Annotated in this window: 23 protein-coding genes; 7 read left to right on the forward strand and 16 right to left on the reverse strand. The window is 61.6% G+C overall.

Translation table 11 applies throughout. The features are described from left to right. Positions 1-133 precede the first annotated feature (133 nt). From AC1DNE_RS05655 to AC1DNE_RS05665, 3 genes are read right to left on the reverse strand one after another with little or no spacing between them, the layout of a single operon-like run. Positions 134-592, reverse strand: a complete 459-nt coding sequence (locus tag AC1DNE_RS05655; protein WP_476840952.1) for a M67 family metallopeptidase — start codon at positions 590-592, stop codon at positions 134-136. Next, the gene (locus tag AC1DNE_RS05660; RefSeq protein WP_476840953.1) at positions 567-2,291 is read right to left on the reverse strand and encodes a ThiF family adenylyltransferase; all 1,725 of its coding nucleotides are present in this window, start codon (positions 2,289-2,291) and stop codon (positions 567-569) included. The genes AC1DNE_RS05655 and AC1DNE_RS05660 overlap by 26 nt, the downstream gene beginning before the upstream one ends. Beyond that, on the reverse strand, positions 2,288-3,508 hold the full coding sequence (locus AC1DNE_RS05665; protein WP_476840954.1) for a nucleotidyltransferase domain-containing protein: 1,221 nt from the start codon (positions 3,506-3,508) through the stop codon (positions 2,288-2,290). The genes AC1DNE_RS05660 and AC1DNE_RS05665 overlap by 4 nt, the downstream gene beginning before the upstream one ends. Positions 3,509-3,615: 107 nt before the next feature. On the opposite strand from AC1DNE_RS05665, the gene AC1DNE_RS05670 reads away from it, so the two are divergent. After that, positions 3,616-4,779: an SAVED domain-containing protein gene (locus AC1DNE_RS05670; RefSeq protein ID WP_476840955.1), complete on the forward strand. Its 1,164-nt coding sequence runs from the start codon at positions 3,616-3,618 to the stop codon at positions 4,777-4,779. Positions 4,780-4,825: 46 nt separating this feature from the next. Here AC1DNE_RS05670 and AC1DNE_RS05675 read toward each other — a convergent pair whose 3' ends face one another. The 3 genes from AC1DNE_RS05675 to AC1DNE_RS05685 all read right to left on the reverse strand — a co-directional run bounded on the left by AC1DNE_RS05675 (position 4,826) and on the right by AC1DNE_RS05685 (position 6,167). Then, a complete protein-coding gene (locus AC1DNE_RS05675; RefSeq protein ID WP_476840956.1) occupies positions 4,826-5,188 on the reverse strand; it encodes an antitoxin Xre/MbcA/ParS toxin-binding domain-containing protein in 363 nt (120 codons plus the stop codon). Continuing rightward, entirely contained in the window at positions 5,188-5,619 is a 432-nt protein-coding gene (locus AC1DNE_RS05680; RefSeq protein WP_476840957.1) for an antitoxin Xre/MbcA/ParS-like domain-containing protein, read from the reverse strand. The genes AC1DNE_RS05675 and AC1DNE_RS05680 overlap by 1 nt, the downstream gene beginning before the upstream one ends. Before the next feature lie 119 nt (positions 5,620-5,738). Then, positions 5,739-6,167 carry a hypothetical protein gene (locus AC1DNE_RS05685; protein WP_476840958.1) on the reverse strand — a complete coding sequence of 143 codons (429 nt, stop codon included), beginning with the start codon at positions 6,165-6,167 and terminating at the stop codon, positions 5,739-5,741. A 124-nt stretch (positions 6,168-6,291) separates the two neighbouring features. Between AC1DNE_RS05685 and AC1DNE_RS05690 the strand changes: the two genes are divergently transcribed. Continuing rightward, positions 6,292-6,540 carry a helix-turn-helix domain-containing protein gene (locus tag AC1DNE_RS05690; protein ID WP_476840959.1) on the forward strand — a complete coding sequence of 83 codons (249 nt, stop codon included), beginning with the start codon at positions 6,292-6,294 and terminating at the stop codon, positions 6,538-6,540. Here the strand turns inward: AC1DNE_RS05690 and AC1DNE_RS05695 are convergent, their stop codons facing one another. Genes AC1DNE_RS05695 through AC1DNE_RS05710 form a run of 4 tightly spaced genes read right to left on the reverse strand, consistent with a single transcriptional unit; the run spans position 6,541 to position 9,346 of the window. Next, positions 6,541-6,693, reverse strand: a complete 153-nt coding sequence (locus AC1DNE_RS05695) for a hypothetical protein (protein ID WP_476840960.1) — start codon at positions 6,691-6,693, stop codon at positions 6,541-6,543. 31 nt (positions 6,694-6,724) lie between these two features. Further along, positions 6,725-7,822, reverse strand: coding sequence for a pentapeptide repeat-containing protein (locus tag AC1DNE_RS05700; RefSeq protein ID WP_476840961.1), 1,098 nt, complete (start codon positions 7,820-7,822; stop codon positions 6,725-6,727). Continuing rightward, positions 7,815-8,546: a hypothetical protein gene (locus AC1DNE_RS05705; RefSeq protein ID WP_476840962.1), complete on the reverse strand. Its 732-nt coding sequence runs from the start codon at positions 8,544-8,546 to the stop codon at positions 7,815-7,817. Before AC1DNE_RS05705 ends, AC1DNE_RS05700 begins: the two co-directional genes overlap by 8 nt. Positions 8,547-8,551: 5 nt before the next feature. Then, positions 8,552-9,346, reverse strand: coding sequence for a hypothetical protein (locus tag AC1DNE_RS05710; RefSeq protein ID WP_476840963.1), 795 nt, complete (start codon positions 9,344-9,346; stop codon positions 8,552-8,554). A gap of 164 nt (positions 9,347-9,510) precedes the next feature. On the opposite strand from AC1DNE_RS05710, the gene AC1DNE_RS05715 reads away from it, so the two are divergent. The 3 genes from AC1DNE_RS05715 to AC1DNE_RS05725 all read left to right on the forward strand — a co-directional run bounded on the left by AC1DNE_RS05715 (position 9,511) and on the right by AC1DNE_RS05725 (position 11,932). Further along, the gene (locus AC1DNE_RS05715; protein WP_476840964.1) at positions 9,511-9,702 is read left to right on the forward strand and encodes a LexA family protein; all 192 of its coding nucleotides are present in this window, start codon (positions 9,511-9,513) and stop codon (positions 9,700-9,702) included. An 89-nt stretch (positions 9,703-9,791) separates the two neighbouring features. Then, entirely contained in the window at positions 9,792-10,967 is a 1,176-nt protein-coding gene (locus tag AC1DNE_RS05720; protein WP_476840965.1) for a DUF6161 domain-containing protein, read from the forward strand. Further along, a complete protein-coding gene (locus AC1DNE_RS05725; protein WP_476840966.1) occupies positions 10,964-11,932 on the forward strand; it encodes a hypothetical protein in 969 nt (322 codons plus the stop codon). Before AC1DNE_RS05720 ends, AC1DNE_RS05725 begins: the two co-directional genes overlap by 4 nt. Before the next feature lie 121 nt (positions 11,933-12,053). Here AC1DNE_RS05725 and AC1DNE_RS05730 read toward each other — a convergent pair whose 3' ends face one another. Next, positions 12,054-16,625 carry a hypothetical protein gene (locus tag AC1DNE_RS05730; protein WP_476840967.1) on the reverse strand — a complete coding sequence of 1,524 codons (4,572 nt, stop codon included), beginning with the start codon at positions 16,623-16,625 and terminating at the stop codon, positions 12,054-12,056. A gap of 164 nt (positions 16,626-16,789) precedes the next feature. Here AC1DNE_RS05730 and AC1DNE_RS05735 point away from each other — a divergent pair, with 164 nt between their 5' ends. Together AC1DNE_RS05735 and AC1DNE_RS05740 are read left to right on the forward strand one after the other, a co-directional pair. Then, complete coding sequence (locus tag AC1DNE_RS05735) at positions 16,790-17,050, forward strand: hypothetical protein (RefSeq protein ID WP_476840968.1); 261 nt, start codon at positions 16,790-16,792, stop codon at positions 17,048-17,050. Beyond that, entirely contained in the window at positions 17,047-17,277 is a 231-nt protein-coding gene (locus AC1DNE_RS05740) for a hypothetical protein (protein WP_476840969.1), read from the forward strand. Before AC1DNE_RS05735 ends, AC1DNE_RS05740 begins: the two co-directional genes overlap by 4 nt. A 516-nt stretch (positions 17,278-17,793) precedes the next feature. Here AC1DNE_RS05740 and AC1DNE_RS05745 read toward each other — a convergent pair. The 5 genes from AC1DNE_RS05745 to AC1DNE_RS05765 all read right to left on the reverse strand — a co-directional run bounded on the left by AC1DNE_RS05745 (position 17,794) and on the right by AC1DNE_RS05765 (position 23,190). Continuing rightward, positions 17,794-18,066 (reverse strand): hypothetical protein, encoded by a 273-nt coding sequence (locus AC1DNE_RS05745; RefSeq protein ID WP_441470980.1) that lies wholly within the window; start codon positions 18,064-18,066, stop codon positions 17,794-17,796. 159 nt (positions 18,067-18,225) lie between these two features. Continuing rightward, positions 18,226-18,492: a YMGG-like glycine zipper-containing protein gene (locus AC1DNE_RS05750; RefSeq protein WP_441470981.1), complete on the reverse strand. Its 267-nt coding sequence runs from the start codon at positions 18,490-18,492 to the stop codon at positions 18,226-18,228. Positions 18,493-18,504: 12 nt separating this feature from the next. After that, positions 18,505-20,334, reverse strand: coding sequence for an SLC13 family permease (locus tag AC1DNE_RS05755; protein ID WP_441470982.1), 1,830 nt, complete (start codon positions 20,332-20,334; stop codon positions 18,505-18,507). A gap of 50 nt (positions 20,335-20,384) precedes the next feature. Continuing rightward, positions 20,385-21,590 carry a M20/M25/M40 family metallo-hydrolase gene (locus tag AC1DNE_RS05760; RefSeq protein WP_441470983.1) on the reverse strand — a complete coding sequence of 402 codons (1,206 nt, stop codon included), beginning with the start codon at positions 21,588-21,590 and terminating at the stop codon, positions 20,385-20,387. Between the two features lie 49 nt (positions 21,591-21,639). Next, the gene (locus AC1DNE_RS05765) at positions 21,640-23,190 is read right to left on the reverse strand and encodes an AbgT family transporter (RefSeq protein ID WP_441470984.1); all 1,551 of its coding nucleotides are present in this window, start codon (positions 23,188-23,190) and stop codon (positions 21,640-21,642) included. Positions 23,191-23,281 lie beyond the last annotated feature (91 nt).

Below are 23,281 nucleotides of genomic sequence, written 5' to 3' on the forward strand. Positions count from 1 at the left end.
ATATGCTGCGAAAAATCCCGCATCTTCACCTTGGAGGTTGGAACATATCGCGGCGACCATGGGTGGGGAATGCGTTCTGGCGTTCAGCGACGCGTGTAGCGGCTCTGCGGCAGATACGGCCGCGAACCTCAGATCAGGTTGTGAGCGCAACCTCCCCTGGCGCGGCATGTCGGACGAACATGTACGCAGCGGCTTCGACGTGGAAAAAGTACCGCAACCTGACGATCATGAGAGCGGAAAAATCGATGTCACGCTCGCCGTGGACCAGACTCTGCATCGACATGATGTCCTCTTGGCTCGGCCGAACCGGAAAGCTGGGATGGGAATGCCATTCGCCGAGGTAGTTGAAGCGTTTGAAGTCAGACCCGGTCTTTTGGAAGAAGCTTTCGAGAGCTTCTGCGTGATGTTCAGGGCTGCGCACGAAATGCGCTGCCGTCCCCGTCTTGTCATCAACCGAGAAGTCGACGATCCGAAAATGGTCCGGTGCGACCTGCTCACCCATGAGGATGCCGCCGATTTCGCGCCGGCCGGCGCGTCTCAAGCATGTGCGAAGTCGCGCCCGCTGGTTACTTGGAAGACTGATCGTGACCATCAAACGCCGTGGGCATGAGTTCGCGCAGCAGGGCAAGGCTCTCTACGACAGAAGCGGGGTCCTGTTCGACCTTCCAGGGCTCGGAGCCGGCGAGTTCGATCGGCCACGTCTCGAAGGGCTGGGAGAAAATCCAGGCCGTGCGCAGGCCGATGGCATAGGCTGCCACGGGAAAAGTACTGTCCTCTGGGCGCGTGAGCACGTCCGTCGCCAAGCGTGCCAAATGTCCTGCGATGATGGCGACTTCTGCATCGTCGGCCACAAGCGGGCCGCCGCTCTCGGCGGGCGCTGCGTAAGGTGCCGAAAAGCCAGCGAGCGGGGCGTGGACGCCGTGCGCATTGCACCAGGCGTTGATCTGATTGCGGGCCGTCTGAGGCTCCGGCTCATGGCCTGATCGAACGCGCGCCACCAGCCCGCCGATGCCGCCGGCGAAGACCTCGCCCCAGACGAACGGCTTCAGGCTTTCCTTCGCAACCGCGGCGCAGAAGTTGAAGCAATGCGCGTCGGCGGTGGCGTCGATGATGACGTCACAGGCCCGCAACGCCGACATCACCGAGTCCGTCGAATCGGCGCTTTCTTGGCCGCCTAGCGCGACACGTCGCACCGTGACATCGATTGTTCCTGCAATCTCGATGATGCGGCTGCGGACCGCGTCGACCTTGTGAACGCCTGCCGCTGCAGCGCCGAGCTCGTTGCGTACGAGGTTCGCCGCGAACATGACGTCGTCATCGACAAGCGTAAACTTGAGCACGCCGGCGCGCGCCAGCATCGCGGCGACCTTGGAGCCAAGCGAGCCACACCCGACAATACCAACGCTTTTATCGGGAAGGACGGCATACTCGTCCGGGAGCCGGCTGCCGGCAGCGACCTTCAGTATCCGCGAGCGACCGAAGCAGCGCTTCTGACTGCCGTCATAGGCATAGAAATGCGCAATCTCGGTCTCCGACACCAGCACCAGGTCCATCTCGCCGGTAGCGGCGAGCGCCTGTTCGCGGAGGGGCGCGAAGCCGAGATCGCCGAGCAGGTTTGCGATGCTCTCCTGCGCCGCCGCTGGCATCGCCGTTCCCTGCGGCAGTCGGATGGCGTGGCCCCGCTTCGTGGTTTCGCGAATGCCGGCAGGCCATGCACGCGCATTGGCGACGCCATCGATCTCGGCGACCGTCACGGTGAAGGTTTCCGCGTAGTACTTCTCCGCAATACCGATCTCGATGGCCTGACCGGATTCGATCGCCTTCAGGCGCTCTTCGGTCGGCGGCGTCAGCAGGAAGCGGAAGTATGAGCCGCGGACGCTTTGGCCGAGAGAAACAGCGTGCGCCGACGGCAGTTCGGGACCATCGACATCGCGCTCACCGGCGATCAGACGACGCGCGCTTTCGATCATCATCGCCCCAGTGATCGTTGCCTCCCAGTTGTCGGCGCGATATTCGAGGCAAAGATTTCCGCCGGCACCATACTGGTGACTCGAGAGGCGGCTGCCATCTCGGGGGACGACGATGGGTGGGGCGTTGGGATGGAATTCCGCATAGGTCATCGTGAGCGGAATGCTGCCACCGTCGTGTTCGATCTCGAAGTCGGCGGCGAACGCAGCGCCGGCCGAAAGATACCAGCGCACGCCTCGTAGCCAGCTCACGCGCTCCGCGAGATCAGCGACGCTCTGGCGCTCAGATCGCGCTCGTGCCGGGTTCTCGAGCCACCAGATCATTCCGCGCCGCCGAACCCCTGGGGCTTGGTCGGAACACGGCTTCTGTCCGGAAAGGAGAGACCCGCGCTGGGCGGCGCCACCGATGCAGTTTTCAGCAGCGGGGATCGTGCTGGCGGCGGGCGGCGGCGTGCCGCGCGATCGGCAAGCGAACCGCCGACGCCGCGTCCGACCGTCTCGGTGATCACGGTCCTGTCACTCGAACGGGCTGCCTCGGCAAATTCCGTCCTGGCCTTCTGCAGCCATTCGGCAAAGGCGGTCGCTCGCTCGGGATGCTCGGCCCATTTGTCGGCGAAGTTTTCGAGCGGATCGGTGGGATTCGGGATCCAGTATCGGTTGTCATGCCACAGGATATGCCTGTCCATTCCCGCGAGAATGGCCGCCAGCGCTTCGCCGATCGTCTCTTCGCCGTTATAGGCGTGCGCCGCGAGCGTGGTGATGATCACCGAGATCGGTCGGTCTTCCTTGCGATTCTCAAAGGTATGATCCCGGTGGCGCTTCAGGATCATGACCGCGGCCTGAAGAGGCGTGCGTACTTTGTAGTCTGGAATATCCTCGACGCTTGCCTTCACGCTCTCGGCGAGCATGCGCTTGCGCCGTTCGAGAGCGGCCGCCATCCGGCTCTTGAACCACTCACAATACCCCTTCGGGTTCGAGCGCGGCCAGTCGTCCGTAACGGCTGTGTAGGTTGGCCCCTCGTTGTCGGTTATGGCGATGGCGGTTGTGGTCCAGCGGGCGTCAAGGCCGCGGGTTTCCAGGAGGATGCGGGCGCTTTGGCCATTTGGAAGCGCGGGCACCACATCCATGTGAAACTGAGCGCCATCGGCATAGTCCAGAACCCAGCAGCGCCGTCCTTCGCGAAGCGGCTTATTCATGCTCTGCGCCTTGCGATAGGCTTCGATCTCCGCGCCGAGCAGAGTCTTGAGCTGCTGCTGCGTCAGCGAGGTCTTGCCTAGCTTCTGAAGTTCGCAAACCGAATCGACGTCGTACTCCTCGGCAGCGTTCGAAGGTCGGATGGTCGTGCCGAGGCGAAAAGACCCCTGCACGTAGACCTTCGGGCCGTACTGCCTGACGCTCGATGCGTCGCGGTGCAGCCAATCTCCCAGCGACTTGTAGCTCCCCTCGGCCTGCTCGTACCGGCTGATCGGGACGCTCAGTTCTTCGGCAAGATCTTCGAGAAACTCCTCGCTCTCGCGGGTACGCGTCTGCTTGTCCACCATCGGCCCCCCAAGTGAAGCCCAGGCGCCGCATGTGGCTTGTCGATATGCGCGGTTGAGCTTTGAGTATAAAACGTGAACACTATACCGAGCTCTCTCGGAACTTCACCATGGCAAAAACACAAATCCCAAACAAAATTCAGGTCGCTCTTTGGGCGAAGGCCGCCGGGCACTGCGAGTACCGCGGCTGCAACGAGGATCTGATCGGCGACCTCATCGCAGGCCGCGAGGATGGGAAGTTCGGCTTTATTGCCCACATCGTCGCCGACAGCGCCGATGGTCCACGCGGCGATGTGATTCGGTCGCCGTTGCTCGCGAAGGACCTAAGCAATCTTATGCTGCTTTGTGCGAAGCACCATAAGGGCGTGGACGTCGATTATCTCGCGGATCATCCCGAGGCTGTCCTTATTGAGATGAAGGCGGAGCACGAGGACCGTATCGCCATCGTCACGGGTATGGCGCAGGAGCGGGCTGCTCACGTGCTCCGGTTCGCTGCAGACATCGGACAAAGACACGCCCTCGTTTCGACGCGGTCAATTTTCATGGCAATGCCGCCAGACAGGCATCCTGCGGAGGGGCGAACGATCGATATCGAGCTGGTCGGATGTGACTATTTCGATCATGAAACAAATTATTGGACTGTCCAGCAGGACAACCTGAGGCGCGTTTTCGCTCGCAAGGTGAAAGAGCGGATTGAGCAGAAGGAGATCAGACAGCTCAGCGTCTTTGCTTTAGCACCGCAGCCGCTGCTCATCGAGCTCGGGCATCTATTGGGTGATATTGTCCCGGTCACGGTTCATCAGCGATATCGCGAGCCGGCGACGTGGCGTTGGCAAGCTGAACAGCCGGCGATTACGTTTCAGGTCGGAGAGTATTCTGGTCCGCCAGATGCGCCTGTCGCGCTCAAGCTGGCGCTCAGCGCAACGATCACGGACGATCGGATCCGGGCGGTGCTGGGGGACAATGTCGCAATTTGGTCTCTCACAGCCGAAAATCCGCACAACGATATCATGCGGCGCCCCGAAGACCTGGTCGAGTTCAAGCGTCACCTTCGGCGGTTGTTCGATCGGATCAAGGCTGTCCACGGTGAGAAAGCGACGATCAACGTTTTTCCGGCAGTGCCGAACTCGGCGGCCGTGGAGGTGGGAAGAGCGCTGATGCCGAAGGCTGACCTTCCGCTCCTTATTTATGATCAGAACCGCTCTGTAGGCGGCTTCATTCCGACGTTGACGATAATCAACGGCCGAAGGTCCATCAGCAGCAACACGCGCTAGCGATGGGCGACGCTAGACCTTGGCAGTGAGCTGTGATCGGGACATCTCAGAAGTGGGTTCGACGCCCGGCTAGATGGGCGATAACGTCGACAAGCCCGGTCACAGTTTGCAGCTTCTCGATTGGCCGGGCATTGAGGAACTTGTTGGGGCTGGCGAGCCAGCTTGCCGCGAGCTCGTCGTCGCCGCCCACAATTGCATCGAGCGAGCAAAACAAGCGCACGAAAAGAACGGCAAGCTCGAAGGGCTTCGTGCCGGGCTCAAGTCTAAATCCGCCGCGCCTGATGCGCGCGACTGTGGCCTCGTCGAGACCGATGATCGCGGCAAAGGCTCCCGCAGGAATCTTGAGCTGATCAGCAGCCCGAATGGCAGCTTCGGTGATGACCGCGCTCTCGCTGGAGACTGGCAGCATCACGCAAAGTCTCTCGTGGCGGCCTGCAATACTTCTTCGACGCTCCCTTGCTTGAGACGGTCGAGAGGCGTGCCTCCGATGCTCTCCTTAGGCAATACAAGCCAGCGCCAGGCAACCCGTGGATTGCGGACGATCTTCGTCACCTCCGCGATTCCATCGACCGGCCGGCCATCGACGAACTGTGCGAGGGGAAACATGGGCTTTCCAGCGCCATTCCGAATGCTGATGACGGCGCCGCGCTCCTGCCAGTCATCCAGTTTGGAGCGCTCCACGCCGGTCCTTGCTTGCAGTTCAATCGCTTCGGCGACGGCCCCTGCCCAGTCCTCAAGAGGAATGGCAACTGCGTAAGCGTTTAAGCGCCGTTGCCCTTCTTCGAGGGTGAGCGGCTCTCCCAAACCCTCGCCATAGCTGATCTCAACGGGCTTTTGCACGGGCGCCTCCGCTAGAGGGATCTGAGAACGCCAGTCCAACAACGTGCCTAAATCGATCTGCGCGCAGCGTGCCAGGCGGATTCTCGCTAACGGGTTCCATCAGGCCGCCCGCACAGAAGTCAATTCCGAAGCTCATGACGTCGGACATTCCGAGCTTGGGTGAAGAGCTGCAGCAATTCCGCGTTCTGCTTTCGAAGCTGTGCAAGTTCGGCCTCCAACTGGCCGATTTTTGAACTGTCCGGCTGTCCCATCGGTAGATTCTCCAAGCCGATCCACCGTACCAAAAAGTCGACGATGGGATGATAGCCGTAGAGAGTGACCTTAGCTTCCGTTCGATTGGTTCGGCTGTTGCCGCGCTTGAACTTTGGTGACTGACCTTGGGCCGCGCACCAGCCGTCGAAAATTTCCTGCCAACTATCGCGGCTTGCAAGCTCTCCGAACACGTCAACGACAAGGAGAGATTTGACCCGGTCGCTGTCGATTTGCACCCACTCGATTTCAAACCTGAGTTTGGGAAAGCCGCGCGCTGCTGCAGGAAAGCGTTTCATCAAAATTCGCCTACTACCCCAACGCGCTTAAGTTCAATGCGACGGTTCATAACCTCAATGTGCGTTATAACGCAACGCGATATACTGCGTCGCGATAAACAGCTCGCCGCCCATAAATGCGGTGATGGATATTCGACAGGTGATCGCCGTAAATGCGCGAGCCGCGAGGCTTGCCAAGGGTTTCACCCAGGCGCAGGTGGCGCAGCGATTGGGCGTTGACCGGGCACATGTGAGCGCGCTCGAAATGGGACAAAGGAACCCGACCGCGACCAGTCTTTGGCAAATCTCTCAGGCGCTGGACGTCACCGTCCGCGAGCTCGTCGACGAAAGGAACGTCGAAGGAGCTGCGGCGCCATCGACACACCCATCCTGATCAGTCGACCTGGTTGGCGATCGCTCGCAAGTCGCGCGTCGCATCCGCACATCGTAGCATCCGGGCGAGCTGTTCGCGTTGACGGCGGTTGATTTCAATCGCCTTCGTTCGCGCGACAAAGACACTTTCCGCCGTCGCGATGGTTTCGCTCACACGGAGGAGACCCGGACGGCGGCGGCGATTGTCAACCAGCGGTAAAATCAAGGTTCAACCGAAGGCCCTTCTCGACGAGTTCGCTCAACAGCTCCACGACACGCGGCCCAAACTCGTCTCGGTTCTTGATGTCGCGGAAGATCGGCTTCCATGACGCTCGAGGCGAGTTTGCCTCCTGTGATTGCCTCGCCCTCCAGATATTGAGCGCGATCTCCTTTACGCGGCCGACATCGATCGTTTCCCCGAAGATGACCCCGCCCCGAGGACGCCCCTCGGAAACCGCAGTTAAATGGTCGACGCCGACAGCACCGGCGAATGCGCGGATGTAGAGGTTGTCCAAGGTCGCATCGCCATAGTCGCGGACAAGCCTGTAGAGGCGGCGGTTATGCTTCAACGCGAAACGGCTTCCAAGAACCGCGCGGGTCGCCTCAATTCCTACGATGCGAGGGGTGCTCGGATCTTCAGCTATTCCGAGGACCAACAGCGCCGCTGGCTCGTCCTGATGCAAGAGCCGGCCGAACGTTCTCAATGCATTTGCGATGGCGTCGGTAGGCGTGCCTAGGTCTGTCAAAATCTTGTGAAGAAATTCTAGTCGAGCTTCAGGCCCCGTGCTGAACATCACGTATTGTAGGATCGTGTTGCGAACCACTTGATCCGTTGCGTCGAAGTACAACGCCATTGCCAGAGCTTGCCTCTCGACGTGGTTCTTGATGCCCCGATTTAGGGAGTCCATCGCCCACATGGCCTGATCGCTCCAGTACGCGCGCTTGATCCTCGCGTACTCGATCCCAAGCTCCGGCAAGCGCTGGGTGAGGTTCTCTCGCCTCTGCGGTTGTGGCCCGAACACCGACCGATCCAGCTCGGCGGAGGCCAGGATCGTCGTCTCGTCCCAAGCGACGTTGCGGCCCGTCGTGCCGCGAAGATCCGACCCAGTGAAGTCGCAACCGCGCAAGTCGCAATCGGAGAAATCCACGCCGGAGAAGTCGCCGTGCTTTAGATCCGCCTTGCGATCGAGCCCCAGAAGTTCGATCAGCTGGATGAAGTTGTCGCCCTGCGCCTTCTCGACGGCTTCCAATCGCTTGATATCGTCATTGGTCAGCAGGTCGCCAAACGGACCACCCCTATTCATTCGAGATTTCCTGCTCGGAGATGATCAGCTTCTCGCCGGCATCGGTCGATCCCTCGCCGATTTTCTTCGACAGGAAGGCCTTGATTACCTGCGTCTTGTTCCGGTTGAAGGGATCGAGCGTCCGCTTCTCCGCGACGAAATCAAGGTCGCGCTTTAGGACATATCCTCGGATACGGACTGCCGACCTATTGGCACCCTTGCTCCGCTGGAGCTGGCAGAGGACCTCGTTGTCCGTGACATACGTGGCCTCTTCGAGATGCTGATCTTGCTCGATCGAAGCTATCACCCATCGATCCCCGCCGATGGCTTTCACGTATCCCCGCTCTACCTTGGTCTTCACGGTCGTTTGTAGCTTGGCTTTGGCGTCGATACCGGCCGCCGCCTTCGCTCCGATCGATCCGCCGGGGCGTCCGGACGCACTCAACGTAACGCCTGCGCTTGCACCGGCCGAGGCTGAGCTGTTCTTCTCGGTCACCAGTTTCGTGTCTTCAACGTAACCCGCCTTCACCGGCTCACCGAGGCGGTTCCCAGGCCTTATCTCATAGCCGTCGAGTTCGAGTTGGAGATAGACACGCCGCGCGGTGATCATCCCGACGGGGCTATCCAGTTCCGGTCGCCCGATGCGCACCTCGGACCGGACATTAAAGGTTTCCGCGTCATCGGACGTGACACGAGATCTAAGGTCGAGAAGGTCGACCACGGTGTTGACGGGACGCTCGGTCATGATCGTCACATTCTCGCTGCGATGATTACGAGGAGGATCACAACTGCCGGCATCCCCCAGGCCCAGGTTTGCGCCAGTCTCTCGCTGGCACGCGTGCCGGAGAGCATGATACTGGCCAGCGGGCTTTCAGGAGGTGCTGAAGGCGCCGGTTTTTGGGAGGTGTCCGGCTTGTCGTCCTCGGGAATCGAGGTGTCGATCTTATCGAGCGGAGCGTCGCTCCAATGCAGCCCGTCGATCTTGGCGCTGGAGCCAGCCGTCGAACCATATTTGTCGGCGAGCATGTGCCATTCTGTGCTTCCGGAATAGGGAAACGGGTCCCGTCGCGACCAGAGCTCAGTCTTTAGGACGATGCTCATATCGACGATGCGCCCGGCGTCGTATGCCTTAACGAGTTCGTCGGCGACCGACATCGGAACATAGCATTCCAAATACCACTGATCGGCGCTGTTCGTTTCCCAAGATCCTGCGATGAAGCCGACATGAGCCGTCCAAGCGAGATAGTCGTCCTTCACCTCTGGAACGCCGTTTACGCCGCGAACTGAGAAGCTCACACGTCGCGTCGTATCCGGCATCCCGACGATACTGAGGCGATCTTCGGTGATCGCAAGGCCCGCAATCCTACTGTCAGACCGCGCCTTACGGTCGTCGACGCTGTTGTAGGTTCGCTTGCATAAATTTGAAATTTTGAAGCACAGCGACTTAAACTGCCCCTGCTGAAGCTCCAATTCCTTACCGTCGAGGACTATCTTCCCGCCCCTTACCTCGATGTCGACCTTCGGTCGATCGTCGTATTTTCCCATTTCCATCCCCTGCCAATCACAAGCTAGGGCTCCAGACGCCAACTCGCAACTTGACTCATGCCTCGCTAATGTTCCTATTTTGTTCTATCAATGGACGCTAGTCAGATGCACATGTCGCCTGCCGTCCTGGACCGCCGATCTACCTCCCGGTCTACCTGAAGGCGATGCGGGCGGGCTTTCCGTCGCCGGCGGACGACTACTTGGACGCCCCGATCGATTTGTCGCGCGCGCTGATCCAGGATGCCCCGGCGACCTTCATCATGACGGTTGCCGGCGACAGCGCCATCGATGTTAGCATCTTCGATGGCTCCGCGCCCGAGGAAGAGGCCGGAAGCGAGATGCAGCAAATGCTGTGAACATCCGACCGATTCAATCAGCAACTATCCTTGCTTCACGGCAAATTCTCGCCGAGCTTTGTCTTCAGAATGCGGGGGTAGAGATGTCAATGAAATCGCGCGAGGCCCTTCTTACTGTCGATTTTGGAGGGAACGGCGGAACGAGAGTTTTCAGGACGCCGAAGGACATTCGGTCATTCATCGATGAGCAGAATGGGACCGCCTACACGACAGCTCTGCGTTCTACTTTTGGTGGTGCCACGATCCAATACTTCGACGGAGCTCGGGCCGCACTGGATCGATTTGACCGTGGCGAGGTAGATATCGAGTTCGTCAGGGCAGCGTTCATAAGCGCATTCTCAGACTCAACGACTACGCAATTTTTGCCGTTGATGGATTCCCCTGATGGCCACTACCTCCAGGCGGTCCAAGAAAAATATGGTCAGGGAGTGATGCTCGGAGCGGTGGCCCATATGTTTGGCCCGCTCACAGCCGCCGGTGATAGTCCTGACATCCGGATGGGAATACTTTTGGGACAAGCTCGCCAGCTGGGTCTCCACGGAATCGATGTCAGTCAATTCAAGAGGTCATTCGCAACCGTACAGAAGCAAGCCACTCGTGAGCATGGGCATTTTGAGCAGAGCTCGGCAGCACTGTTGGCTGATGCGGAGGACCGAAATTCTAAGCTGAGACTTCGCGCGGCCAAGCTGTTCACTCGGATGGCTAGGAGGCGGCTCAAGGTCGCACGCCAACTAGAAAATGAAAAGAGCGAAGCAATTGCCCAATTGCAGAAAACCGAGCAGACGTATCGAACGCAGCTCGGCTTGCAGGCGCCCGTTGAGTACTGGAAAGAAAAATCGGTCAAGCACGCTACGAATAGCGTAAAGCTCAGGGAGTTGGTCGCAATTTACGCCGCGTGTTCGGTCGCTGTCGCGATCATCGTCTTACTGCTCACAGCGGAGGCCGTACGATCGCAGACGCAGTTTAGCCCGTCCACCATTGCCTACGGCGCGCTTGGCTTGCTTGTAACGACCGTTGCGCTATGGGGCGGGAGGATTTTGGTTAGGCTGTATATGAGCGAACATCACCTCGCGATCGATGCGGAAGAGCGTGCGACGATGGTGCATACATTCCTCGCACTGCAGTTGGGGGGACAGGTCGAGGCCAAGGACCTTCAGCTCATTTTGGGACCCATCTTCCGGCCCTCTGCGGATGGCATTGTGAAAGATGATGGAGCGCCCGACATCGGGGTTGCCTCTCTGCTCTCAAAGGCTGCTTCCAAGTGAGTTTCTGGCGTCGATTGAGCGATAGTCTCAACGCAGCGTGGAAGCGCGCTAAACCTTTGCTGAATCGTACGAAATTCTATGCTCTGTGGCTCCCAGCCATGATTGCATTCAAGGTGCGGGAGCGTCGCGCCTTCAATGAAATTTCGCCCACCATCTGGCTCTCTTCGGCCGAACTCATCCAAAAAGATCTGGAACTATACGATGAAGTAGAAGGTCATAAACTAGACAAATCGTTCCTCGACGATCTCGTGAAAACTAGAACAGATCTCCAGGACAAGATTGCCAAGAGACTCGTATTATCATTTGGCGTGTTTGTTTTTTTGCTATCAAATTTTCTATCGGTAAAAATCGATTTTAAAGTTGGCGGATTTGACTTCAAATATGGCCCTGCAGTTGCGGACGGATTGCTGCTCATGACCAATGTGTTAGCCGTTCATACGCTGATGATGCAGAATAGCCTACATATCATGGATTCCGCGATTAGAACTATAATTCAAAAATCTGTTCCTCCGGAGTTACATCAATTTTATCACGCAAGGATATTTAATAGAGAACATTATCCATCGTACGTGCCTTACAATCTTCCGCACATCACATATAAGCCGGTCAATACGTTCATCGGAAAATACACCGCGATCGCATTTATATTTATGCTGATCGGGAGCAGTTTAATATATTTATTTCTGAATCTATGGATGATATTTGATCTTATCACTAATCCGAAATTGGGATGGATAAGCATATCTATAGGATCGTATATATTAGTAACTGGAATAATCGCGTTGTGTTATATGATAACAACAAGATTTAAGTTGCCGTATACGGATTATACGGTCAATCATGAGCTAGAATTGCTTGAGCAAATTGACCCAGATAAGCGAGATGTTCGCAGGGCGGAGATATACGAGAAGATAATTGCTCTCAGACGCGATATGGTTAAGCGAGGCTATATCAAGGAAATCTGAATGCGCGGATGCCTATATTGAACTGGTCAACTAAATTAGCGCGGGTCACGTGAGTGGGATCCGTTGAAGCCGGTCGGCAAAAGCTAGCATCTGGATAGAGGCGAGCGCGTCGGCGGATGTATTATAAAAATGAGGACGGCAGGAAGAACGGCGACGGCGCATCCCGTCCGAAGAGCGTCTTCTTGCGATGCGTCTCCCAGCGGCCGTACCGGCTCTTCAGGCCGTCGCCAACGGTCTGCCTAAGGCGATCGAATTGCGAACCAGTCGGCGCGTATTGTTCGCGCCAAGCTCCAAACCGTCCATCGACGATCTTTCCGAAGAGAACCTTCGCGCGCCAGAAATCCTCCGCTCCGGTGGACGCGGCGAGCTGCGCAAACCAGTGGCGCGACCATCGATTGCGGTCGTAGGCGTCGCGGGCCGCCCGGCAGGCATCCCCAATCAGGCCGTGCGAGCCCTCGAAACGGGACAGTATCTCCGAGTTGAACGAGTCCAGGTCGGAGAAGCCCGCTACCATGACACCCCTCGCGACGTGGGCCGGTTCGCCGCCTGTTATCCGCCGGTCGACATAGCGCCGAAGCGTGTCCTGCTTGCCGTTCAGCAGCGCGGCGAGAACCTCGGTCGCCAGCTCCTGGTCCGTCCGCGCATGGTCCAGTCGAAGGGAGCGGATGTCGTCCAACTCGATCCCATCATGCGCGGCCCAGATGGCCATGGCGTCAAGGCCGACGCCGGCGCGCCCGAATGCGACCCTGACGATCGGCCGACTGGGCTTGATCTTCGCTAGAAGGACCCGGGTGCTCTCTGGCCGCGTTCCGCTGAGCGCATGGGCGAGCAGCAGGGCCAGATTGTGAACCGCCGGCAGCTGCTTCTCCGGGAGCGACGATAGGAGCTCATACCATCGGTCGGCCATTTCGGGCGCGCTGGCGACGATCGCCGCGAAATCTTTGAGGGCGAGGTGATCGAGCACGATGTGCGCTTGCGCCGTGGTCAGGCTGTCCCTGAAGGCTAGGAATGCGTCGTAGTTTCGCCGGTGACGCTCCTGGAACACCGCGTCGGTTTCGGCAAACCTTCGCATCGACGAGGAGAGATCGTTGCCGGGCGGATCGCGATCGCTGACACTGAAGCGGAGCGGATGGGTCCAGTCGCCGATCGGAGCGTGCAGCTCGATGTCCGGGGCGACGAGCTCACTGTCCAGCCCGGCAGCGCGCTGGATCGAGACGTCGATCCGCCTGGCGATCGCACGAACGACGTCTCCGCCAAGAATCCTGGCGGCGTGCCCGTAGAGTCTGGGCGAGATGCGCTCAACGATGTCCAGCCCGTCGGCGTGCCCAAGCTTTGCGGCCTGGATGAGCGCCGCCGAACCGTACCAGGCCTCAAACCCGTTCTCCGCCTTGGCGCCCGCCGCATTCCAGCCGCTCTCCGCGACGGCGCGCAGCATCCGGCCGTCGTCGCCCTTCGCGATGATGCCGAACGCACGCGTCCGCAGGCGTTCGACCTCCGAGGTGACCAGGGAAATCAGGTAGTCGCGGATGTCCTTCGAAAGGGGCGCATCCGTTTCCTTGGCGATCTCAAGGAGGACGTACTGCCTGTGCACGTCGCCGGTGGCCCGTGCCTCGGCCAGCCTCCGCCGGAAGACGTCCTGATCGACGACCTTCATTGCCTGCAGGTTGTCCAGGAGGATCTCCTGGTCGGGTCCGATTTCGAGTAGGATATCGGCCTGTTCCTCACCTGTCAGGGAAGAGAACGCGAGAAGGAGAAGATATTGGGTCGTGATCCATTCGTCCTGCTTCGAGAGGCCTTCCAGGTCGCCGGCGGCTCGCGCGCCACGCCATTTCGCGATCAGGGCCTCGGCCTGTGTGCGCGACAGCAGCGCGGCGTGATCACGCAACAGCAACACACCCTGTCGGAGGGGAAATCCCTTGCGGCCCAGCACGTGGTCGGCCATTTCGATGTGCTTGGCCGCAGCGGTCGCTGAGCGAAAGCGAGCCATGCCCGGGCGCGCGTCGTTCAGGAACTGGTCTTCCGTCGACAGGCCCATGCTAAGTCGGAGCTTGGCGACATCTATCGCACTATAGTTCCGCGCGGTCGCCTCGATGTTGTCCGGCTCCGTCGAGTCGGGATCACAGGGATCGGTCGCGCAGTAGTCCTCGATCCTCCGCCAGCCGGGGAACCGTTCCTGGTCCCGGGTAAGCGCTTCTACCAAGGCATACGCCTCCTCCGCATCGGCAGGATTGCCGGTCGAACGAAGCGCCGCCACGAGTGCCCATTGCCCGACCCTGGACACCTGGGGGCAGCGCAGGGGCGCCGCAACACTCAAGAGGGCGGCTCTTGCATCACCCCAGTCGACCAGGTTGAGACTGACTAGGTCGATGCACTCCTTGTAGGGCGAGCCATAGTCGGAGTTCAGCGCCTGCCCGAAACACCAGTCCAGGATGGCTTCGGCATGCGGAGCCAGTTGTCTGCCAGCCAGCATGAACATGGCCAGCTTTGACAGGGCGCTCACRCTGTCCTCGACGATGATCAGCCTGCCGAGGATCTGCCGCTCGGCCTCGGAAAGCTCGTCGATCCGACGGTCGATTTCAGCCCGCTTCTTGGCCCGCTCCGGTCCCTGTTCGGCGCCGGCACGCAAGCTCACATCTGGCGTGACCGAATGAACCGAGAGCCAGCTGGCGGCCTCCGCCGCCACGGTCACTCCAGCGCGCTCGCTGCCGGCTGCATCCATCAACGCTCCTTGGACCCAGTCGAAATTCGGCTGATGGCCTCCGGCGAGACAGAGCCGACGCGCGGCAAGAAGGAAGCCGGGCGGGCGCTCCTTCGCAAGCGAGCAGAATGCCGGGAACCTGGACTGGTCGGGGTTCTGAAGGTTGGCGAAGCCCACCACGAGGGAAGCGGCCACCTCCGCGTCGTAATGGTCGTCCAGCCAGGAGACGGCGTTCAGCGCCGCGAATATCACATTCGCTGTGTCATCGAGCGCCGCGACCGGTTCCAGGAGCTCGGCCAGGGTTTCGTCGAGGTCGCGATGGTTCCGCCTTGCCCAGCGGAGCCGATCAACCACGGAAAGGCCGAGGGCGAGCGTAAGCCCGTGTTCCCTCAGCTCGTACTTGTGCGGGTCGCCGTCGACCTCACGGAAGAAGCGACCGTCGACGACCGCGGACAAGTCCGTGTCAAACACGTAGAGGTCGTCCACTTGCAGGGCACGGGCCCGATCCAGGATCGCACGGGCATGCACCTGGAGTTGCCTTGCGAAGTCCAGGGCCGAATAAGGCGCCAGCGCCTCCTGCTCGCTGGTCCGAATGTGTTCGAACAGCAAACGGCTTACGCTGACCTCGGTCAGCGACGAGACCGCTCCCTTGTCCAGAAGCTGGAGCGCGATGCCCAGCAGCCGCGGATTTCGCAGGGTCCCTGCGACCGTCGGATGCAGCGAAGTGGGTTCGATCTTGCGGTCGCGCAGTATCTCGTCGCGTTCCGGACTGGACCACTCGGGCACTTGCACCGTGCTTGTCTGGATCGTGAGCCGGCCACGGACGCGGTCGCGGAAGAACGGCGTGCGTGAGGAAACCAACAGGGAACCGCCGATCTCATCCAGTAGCAATGACATGCTCTCGATGATCCTGCCCCAATCGACGCCAGGCCTTTGATTGATGCCGTCGATCAGGACCACCAGTCGAGGGCGGTTCAATTCAACGTGTCTGGGCCAGCCCGCCAGCCTCCTCGCCCACCGCCTTGTGTTGGGATCGTTCGCCTCGTCGCCGGTCTGCTCGATGAGCTTGGCGATGAGAAGCGGTTTCGCGTCGAACGGCGCCGAACTCTGGGTGAAGGCGTCGGCTGTCATCACCACGAACAACGGCTTGCTGGCGAGACCGCTCCAGGCCTGCGCCACCAGCCAGGATTTGCCGCATCCTTCGTCACCCAGCACGAACGTCGTCTTGCCGTCGGCGGGTTGGCTCAGGCACGGCGCCAGGCTCTCCACGAGCCCGCTGCGAGGCAACAACTTAGGCACGCCGTCTCCTAGGGGCGACAGCGCCTGTCCGAGCCTCAGCCGAGCCCGCCGTCGGTCGGAGAAGACGGCCATGAGCCATTCCGCGTTCGCCTTTCCCGCCATCCTGGCAGCCATCGCGGGGCCATCCAGCGAAGCGCGCAAGCGGGCTGCCTCAAGCGCGAAATCTGTGGCGTCTCGGATGGCCCCCAAGGCCCCGATCGCCTGAACAGCAGCACCGTCTTCGATATGGGCCAGCAGGAACTGTTCGACGCATTCCCCGGACATCGCCAGCGCGAGCGCGAGTTCCGGCAAGCGCGTCTCCGACCAGTCCAGGATGACGACGATCATCCCCTTACTGGCAGCATCGGTGCGTAGATCGTCGGCCAGCTGGGTGGAGACCAGCGTCGTGGCTCCCAGGACCCACACAAGGTCAGGGGCGTCGTTGTTTCTCCCCAGATCCGCAATCTTCGAGAGGACTTCGATTCGTGGAATGCTGTCCGAATAGAGCTTCCCCTCGAACGCGACAACATCACCTTTGCCGGCGGTCTTCCCATCGATGCCGCGTTGGGTGCCGCTCGACGCAAGGCGAAAGGGCACGCCAAGGATATCATGCAGCGCCAAGGCGATGAGGCCCTCGAAACCCGTCTGCCCGGTGGGCTTCAGGGTCAGCAGCGCCGCTCTCAATGCGTTCAGATGGGTCGTCAGTGTCGGGTCCACTCGCCGACCATATCATCGCAACGGCACCATGCATGGACATCGTGGGGGTTGTGCACGGGAGAAGCCGGACAGGCTGAGGGCAGGCTTGTGCACATCCTCCGCGCACAATTGACAGCGGCTCCCCGCTCGTGATGTTCTTTTTTTGTTCACGGCGGGAGGCCGCCATGGCAAGCATCACATATTACGTCGCGCTGCCCATTTTGGCGAGCGAGGACGGCGACCTCTATGCCCGCGAGGGCATCGAGGCACAGAGCGAGCAGGAGGCCCGCAGTCGCGCCTCAGCGCTGGCGCAGGGCCACGCCGGCGCGGTAGCCTTCTCGCGCTCTGGCGATCCGTCCACGGGTGAATTTGATCCCGCCGTCGTTCTGGCCAGCTATGGCGCGCTGCCTGCGGATATCGCCGACATGGTGGGCGGACAATCGTGAGCGCGCAGCAGAAGCCGGAGCCAACGGAAGACGCTCTGGCCGTTGCCGAGGAGGAGATCGACGGGGTGCTTTACGAAGCCAAAGGCGATCCGCGGGAGGCAATCCGCAATCTGCTCCGCGACCTTGCCGTCATGGCGATGGATGCCGACGCAGCCACCTCGCGCGGCTTCCTGCAAGGCCGTTTCTCAGCAGGTCGGCGCCGGCCTCCGTTCATCGAGGACGTGTGACGGACGCCATGGTCTACCGGAAAGGCGAGCTATCGAAAGGCGCGCTCAACGCCAACTGGCCTCACCACGGTCACTCGCGCCACCGAACGGGCAATCCTGGTGGGTTGCAAAGACACCCTGGAAACGGCTGTAGCGGTGGATGGAGCCGCCCGTCGTCGCTTGACTGGCTTACGTCGCTAAAGGCCTTTCTGGACAATCCTTGCGAGCTGCAAGGGACAAATCCATTAAATGACTTTGGACTGACACACACAGTGGACAAATTTTACCGCACAGAACCGTTCTAGGGCCCATTCCGATCAGCTTGCACCGCAAGCCGATCGCTAAAGCCGTCTCTTTCCAAGTGAGAGCGGATTCACCGATCAGGTTGATTCAACCTGATCGGTGAATCCGCTCCAGGTCGGCGCGCGACAGAATTCGAGCGTCCGATGACGCCATTCTCTTGCATATCCCGGAGGCTGGCCGAGAGCCTCCCGCTCAGCGGGGCTGTTCTCGCGTCGAGCGGGCGCTTCGCCGTCGTCAGCGATGGCGCCAATGCGGCGGACGCCTGCGTTGGCGGCGCTGCCGCGGCGGCTGTCCGTGCTGCCGCTGGCGATTGTAGTATAGTTGCGGCCGCTGGCTGAAGGCGACATCGGCCTCATCCAGCGCGCGCGCCATCTCTTCCCCGATGGGCTGATCGTCCCCCGCCGGGGCAGCTGTTGCGCTGGTCGCGGCGCCCATCGCGGCGCATCCGAACCCTCCAAGAATGCAGGAGAGCAATGATCTCCTGCTGATCGTCGAGGCGATGCGCATGAGATTCCCTTAAGGCAGGCGTTTCTGCATTTGGCGCAGTGCAACTCCGCGCCTCCACCGACACGCATCGGGATGATCCGCCGATCGCGCGCGGCGACACGATTTCAACCGCGCCGGCGGAAGGCCGCGCGGCTGAAATCGCTGAACCTGAAGGCCCTATCAGGGGCAGCGCGCTTCGAAGGTGCGTCCGTAGCGGTCTTGGTAGATGCAGTTGTTCGGGGTGGTCGCACGTCCGATCACGGCGCCCGTCACACCGCCGACGGCGGCACCGATCGCCGCGCCGCGACCGCCGCCCGCAATGCCGCCGATCACGGCGCCAGTGCCGGCGCCGATGAGCCCGCCACCCAGCGTCCGCTGATCGGCCGAGTTGGTATTGCAGCCCGCAAGCGCCAAGCCAATGGCAAGTACGGCAAACTTCCAACGCATCGTTTTTCTCCTTCAGAAGCGCCAGATCAACGGCACGATGAAAACTGCGACGATGAAGAACCAGATCAGGAGCGGCAGCCCGAGTTTCCAGTAGTCGCTGAAGACGTAGCCGCCCGGGCCCATCACCATCAGATTGGTCGGAGTGGCGATGGGCGTCAGGAAGGCCCCGGCTGCAGCGACGGCGGTGCTCATCAGCACCGGCCGAGGCGAAATGCCCATGCTTGCCGCGGCGGCGACGCCGATCGGGATCACGATGAGCGCCGTCGCGGTGTTGCTGATGAGCTGGCCCAGGACCGCGGTCAGCACGAACAGCCCCGCGAGCAGCGCTGTCGGCCCGGCATCGCCGACCAGGGCGACCAGATGGTCGGCCATCATCTTCGCTGCGCCCGTCTCGATCATCGCGGTCGAGAGCGGCATCATCGCGCCCACCAGGATCACGGTGGTCCAGCTGATCGCGCGGTAGGACTGTTCGACGGTCATGATACCGCAGAGAACGATGGCGCCGGCTGCGAGCAGGCCCGCCACGGCGGAGGGAACGACGCCCGTCGCGAGCATCAGCACCATTGCGAACAGGATGATGATCGCCTGCTTGGCGCCCGGTCCCATCGGGACGGCCTGGCGCCGCACCAGTTCCGGCGAGCTGACGACGAGGACGTCGGGATCGTCGAGATGCGTATCGAGCGCCTTCCAGGTGCCCTGCAGCAGCATGGTGTCGCCGGCTTGCAGCACGACGCCCGCGGCCTTGGCCGCGCCGCCGCTCGGATCCTCGCCCGCACCACGCTGGACGGCGAGGATGATCAGGTCGCCGCTCTCGGTGACCATGCCCGGAAATACGGTCTGGCCAATCAGGCCGGAGCGTGGCGGGATCACGACCTCGGCCAAGCCCGAGCGGCGGTTGAACAGGGTCTCTTCGCTATCGCTCGCGCGTTCCTCGCGGAAGGCGAGATGCATCTGCGCCGCGAAACTGGCAGCGGCTTCGGCATCGCCGCGCAGCAGCAGATGGTCGCCCTCCGCGATCGTCGTGCGGCGCAGCGGCCCGGCGGTATCGCCGTCCTGGATCGCCACGAGCTGGAGACCCGGCCATTCGTCCAGCGCAACCGCGCTGGACGGCGCCCCGACATAGGGGCAGGTGGTGCGAACGCGCAGCTGGTGGATGCCGCTCGCCAGGCCGTACTGCTCGACCAGCGTCTTGGCGTGACGGCTGAAATCGGCCGGCATCGTCGCGCCGTTGCGCTGGGGCAGCAGGCGCTCGCCGAACAGGATGATGATCGCCATGGTGCCGGCCAGAAGCGGAACGCCGGCCAGCGCGAACTCGAAGAAGCCGAAGCCGCCCACGCCGGCGTCAAGCCCGGCCTCGGAAACCAGCACGTTCACCGGCGTTCCCGTCAGGGCGAGCATGGAGCCGGCATGGCCGGCGAAGACCAGCGGCATCAGGAGCTGCGAGGAGTTGCGCTTGAGCCTGACGGCGATGACGACCACGACCGGCAGCAGCGCTGCGACCGCACCGTTGAGGCTGATCAGCGCGACCAGAAGCGCCACCAGCCCCATCATCAGCAGCAGAAGCCGCGTCCGGCTTTCCTCGCCCGCGCCCTTGATCAGGAGCTGGCCCGCCCAGGCGGTGACGCCCGTGACCTCGAGGCCGGAGCTGACCACGAAGAGCGAGGCGATGAAGATGACGGCCGGGTCGCCGAAGCCGCTGAGCGCCTGCGGCAGGGTCAGCACGCCGGTCGCCCACAGGCCGAGCGCCGTGCCTATCGCGACGAGCACGACAGGCACCTTGTTCGTGATGAACAGGACGACGGCTATCGCGATGATGATGCCGGTATAGGCGATCGGACTCACGCATCAGCTCCTTGTGGGTCCCGCTCGATCGCAGACCCGTTTGAAGGGTCTCAGTCTTCGAGCGTCGCCATCAGGATGCCGAGGCGGCAGCCCTTTTCGTACTCGGCCAGATTCACATATTCCTTGATCGTATGGATCTCGGCCTGGCCGGCCCCGATCGTGATCGTCGGGACGCCGTGCTTGTCGAGCCAGTTCGCATCGAGGCCGCCATTCGAGAACAGGTAGTTCGGCTCGATCCCGAGCATGCCGAGAGCCTTGGCCGCGCGCTTCACCACCGGCGAATCTTTGGCAAGCTCGAAGGGCGGATAGGCCGGCTTGTGGGTGAAGGTCACCTTCGCCGTTTCGCCGCCATCGTCCTTGACCTCGGCCTGCGCCTTGGCGAAAGCGGCCTTGAAGGCCTCTGCGATCTTGGTCGCGAAGGCCGCCTCGGGGCTGCGCGCCTCGCCGCGGATATAGGCGTAGTCGGTGACGACGTTGGTCGCGTCGCCGGCGGCGACCGTGCCGCCCTTGCCGCCGAAGATGCCGACATTGCTGGTGCCGCGGCCGTCCGGCTTGACGATCTTGCCGAACCAGCCTTCGCGGCGGGCCTCAGCAATGGCGATGGAGCCGACGAGAGTCGCCGAGATGCCCTTCTCGGGGGCAACGCCGGCATGGGACGCCTTGCCGGTGATCTCGACTTCCCAGTTCTCCTGGCCGACAGCGCCGATCAGCAGCTCGGAGGCGAGCTGGCCGTCGACGTTGATGCACATCGCGGCGCCGCCGAGATCCTTCGGGTTAAGCTCGCGCGCGCCATGCAGGCCGCTTTCCTCACGCACCGTGAACAGCAGCGTGATCGGCGGGTGGGGCAACTTATTCTTGATCAGCGTCTCCGCGAGCACGACGAGCAGCGCCACGCCGGTGCGGGCATCGCCGCCGAGCGCCGTGGTGCCGTCGGAGACGATGCGGTCCCCCTCGCGCTTCGGCTTGGCGCCGGCGCAGAGCGGCACGGTGTCGAGATGGGTCGAGAACAGCAGCCGCGGGCCGGCCTTGGTGCCGGGCAGGTCGACGATGAGGTTGCCCGTCTCGGTCGGCAGCGGGATGCGCTTGTTGGCATCGTCGAAACGGATGGCCGAGGCAGGGACGCCGACGGCCTTCAGCGCGTCGCTGACGGCGGCGCCGATATTGGCTTCCTTGCCGGTGACGCCCTCGACCGAGAGGAAGCGCATGAGATGCGCGATGGCGGCTTCGACGTCGAGCGGAATGGAGGGTGTCGTCATGATCTGCATCCGAACGGGTTGGATTGGCGACGGGAGGGTCGTGGGAAACTCACAGGCCCCAGGGCAGGCCGAGCATCTTCCAGACGGCGAAGAGCGCGGTCCACAGCACGAACATCCACACGACATAGGGCAGCATCAGCGAGACCACCGTGCCGACGCCGGCATTCCGGTCGTATCTCTGGATGAAGCCGACCACGAGGGCGAAATAGGCGTTGAGCGGGGTGATCGCGTTCATCGGCGAATCACCGATGCGATAGGCCGCGAGCACGGCTTCCGGCTCGACGCCGAGCTTCATCAGCAAGGGCACGAAGACGGGAGCGAAGATCGCCCATTTCGCGATCGCGCCCGTCAGCAGGAGGTCGATGATCGCGACCACCACGATGAAGCCGAGCAACAGCGGCAGGGCGCCGATATTGGCGGCCTGGAGCGCTCCCGAAAGGCTCAGCGCCATGACCGTGCCGATATTGGTGTAGGTGAAGTAGGCGACGAACTGGCTGAGCACGAAGAACAGGAAGATCGTGCCGCCCATGCTTTTGATCGATTTCTCGATCGCGGCGATGACCTCCGACAGCGTCTTCAGCGTGCCGGCACCGATGCCGTAGGTCCAGCCGGTGACCAGGAACATCAGCATGATCAGCGCGATCAGGCCGTTCATAAAGGGCGAGTTGCCGATCAGCTCGCCGGTCGTCGGGTTGCGCAGGGGCGCGCCCGCGGGGAGCGTCAGAAGACAGAACACCGCGATCAGCGCCAGCAGGCCGAACCCGGCGAAGCGCAGGCCGCGCGACTCCGCCTCGGACAGCACGGCGCCTTGTTCGGTGACCGTTCCCTCGGCCGCCAGCTTCGGATCGTAGGTGCCGAGGCGCGGCGAAATCATCTTGTCGGTGATGAACGCGATGATCACGGTCAGGAACAGCACCGAGGCGATCGAGAACCAGAGATTGGAGGCGAGGCCGATCGTGCGGTTGGGGTCGACGAGGCGGGCGGCATCGTTGGTGAACTCGACCAGAACCGCATCGAGCGGCTTGATCAGCATGTTGACGGTGAAGGCGCCGGCGACCGCCGCGAAGCCCAGCGCCAAGCCTGCGACCGGATGGCGCCCGACCGCGAGATAGGCGATGCCGGCAAGCGGGATCAGCACGAGATAGCCCGCATCGGCCGCGATGCTGGCGATGATGCCGACGAAGGCCAGGATATAGGTCAGCGCCCAGTGCGGCGAGACGATCACCAGTTTGCGGATCAGGGCGGTGACGAGCCCGGATTCCTCGGCGACGCCGGCACCGATCATCGCGACGATCATGAGGCCCACCGCGGTGAAGCTCATGAAGTTCGGGATCAGCGACGAATACATGAATCGGATGCCATCGATCGTCAGCAGGCTCTGGATCGCCGTGCTCGCCGTCTCGATCTTGTGCGTGTCGGGATTGATCCGCTCGAAGGTGACGGCGGTGCCGAAGAGTCCGAGCACGGCCGACAGCACGATGACGATGCCGATGAGGATCAGGAAGATGACGACGGGGTGAGGAACCATGTTCCCCACCTTCTCGACAGTGTCGAGGAACCTCTGCATGGTCGTCTTCGGCGCAGCGGCGTCGGTCGTCATCGCTCTTATCCCCCTTGAGCCAAAGTCTTAGGCGCCAGATCTGCGGCAGGCGCGCACGACCTGATGATCCAGGCGCCGACAAGACTCCGAG

This window comes from Allobosea sp. 05L423 (assembly GCF_056397745.1).

What these genes read in the sequence shown, in the direction of transcription:
- AC1DNE_RS05655 (WP_476840952.1), bottom strand. Translation starts at nt 592, where the DNA reads ATGGTCACGATCAGTCTTCCAAGTAACCAGCGGGCGCGACTTCGCACA.
- AC1DNE_RS05660 (WP_476840953.1), bottom strand. Translation starts at nt 2,291, where the DNA reads ATGATCTGGTGGCTCGAGAACCCGGCACGAGCGCGATCTGAGCGCCAG.
- AC1DNE_RS05665 (WP_476840954.1), bottom strand. Translation starts at nt 3,508, where the DNA reads ATGGTGGACAAGCAGACGCGTACCCGCGAGAGCGAGGAGTTTCTCGAA.
- AC1DNE_RS05670 (WP_476840955.1), top strand. Translation starts at nt 3,616, where the DNA reads ATGGCAAAAACACAAATCCCAAACAAAATTCAGGTCGCTCTTTGGGCG.
- AC1DNE_RS05675 (WP_476840956.1), bottom strand. Translation starts at nt 5,188, where the DNA reads ATGCTGCCAGTCTCCAGCGAGAGCGCGGTCATCACCGAAGCTGCCATT.
- AC1DNE_RS05685 (WP_476840958.1), bottom strand. Translation starts at nt 6,167, where the DNA reads ATGAAACGCTTTCCTGCAGCAGCGCGCGGCTTTCCCAAACTCAGGTTT.
- AC1DNE_RS05690 (WP_476840959.1), top strand. Translation starts at nt 6,292, where the DNA reads ATGGATATTCGACAGGTGATCGCCGTAAATGCGCGAGCCGCGAGGCTT.
- AC1DNE_RS05700 (WP_476840961.1), bottom strand. Translation starts at nt 7,822, where the DNA reads ATGAATAGGGGTGGTCCGTTTGGCGACCTGCTGACCAATGACGATATC.
- AC1DNE_RS05705 (WP_476840962.1), bottom strand. Translation starts at nt 8,546, where the DNA reads ATGACCGAGCGTCCCGTCAACACCGTGGTCGACCTTCTCGACCTTAGA.
- AC1DNE_RS05710 (WP_476840963.1), bottom strand. Translation starts at nt 9,346, where the DNA reads ATGGGAAAATACGACGATCGACCGAAGGTCGACATCGAGGTAAGGGGC.
- AC1DNE_RS05715 (WP_476840964.1), top strand. Translation starts at nt 9,511, where the DNA reads ATGCGGGCGGGCTTTCCGTCGCCGGCGGACGACTACTTGGACGCCCCG.
- AC1DNE_RS05720 (WP_476840965.1), top strand. Translation starts at nt 9,792, where the DNA reads ATGAAATCGCGCGAGGCCCTTCTTACTGTCGATTTTGGAGGGAACGGC.
- AC1DNE_RS05735 (WP_476840968.1), top strand. Translation starts at nt 16,790, where the DNA reads ATGGCAAGCATCACATATTACGTCGCGCTGCCCATTTTGGCGAGCGAG.
- AC1DNE_RS05745 (WP_441470980.1), bottom strand. Translation starts at nt 18,066, where the DNA reads ATGCGCATCGCCTCGACGATCAGCAGGAGATCATTGCTCTCCTGCATT.
- AC1DNE_RS05750 (WP_441470981.1), bottom strand. Translation starts at nt 18,492, where the DNA reads ATGCGTTGGAAGTTTGCCGTACTTGCCATTGGCTTGGCGCTTGCGGGC.
- AC1DNE_RS05760 (WP_441470983.1), bottom strand. Translation starts at nt 21,590, where the DNA reads ATGACGACACCCTCCATTCCGCTCGACGTCGAAGCCGCCATCGCGCAT.
- AC1DNE_RS05765 (WP_441470984.1), bottom strand. Translation starts at nt 23,190, where the DNA reads ATGACGACCGACGCCGCTGCGCCGAAGACGACCATGCAGAGGTTCCTC.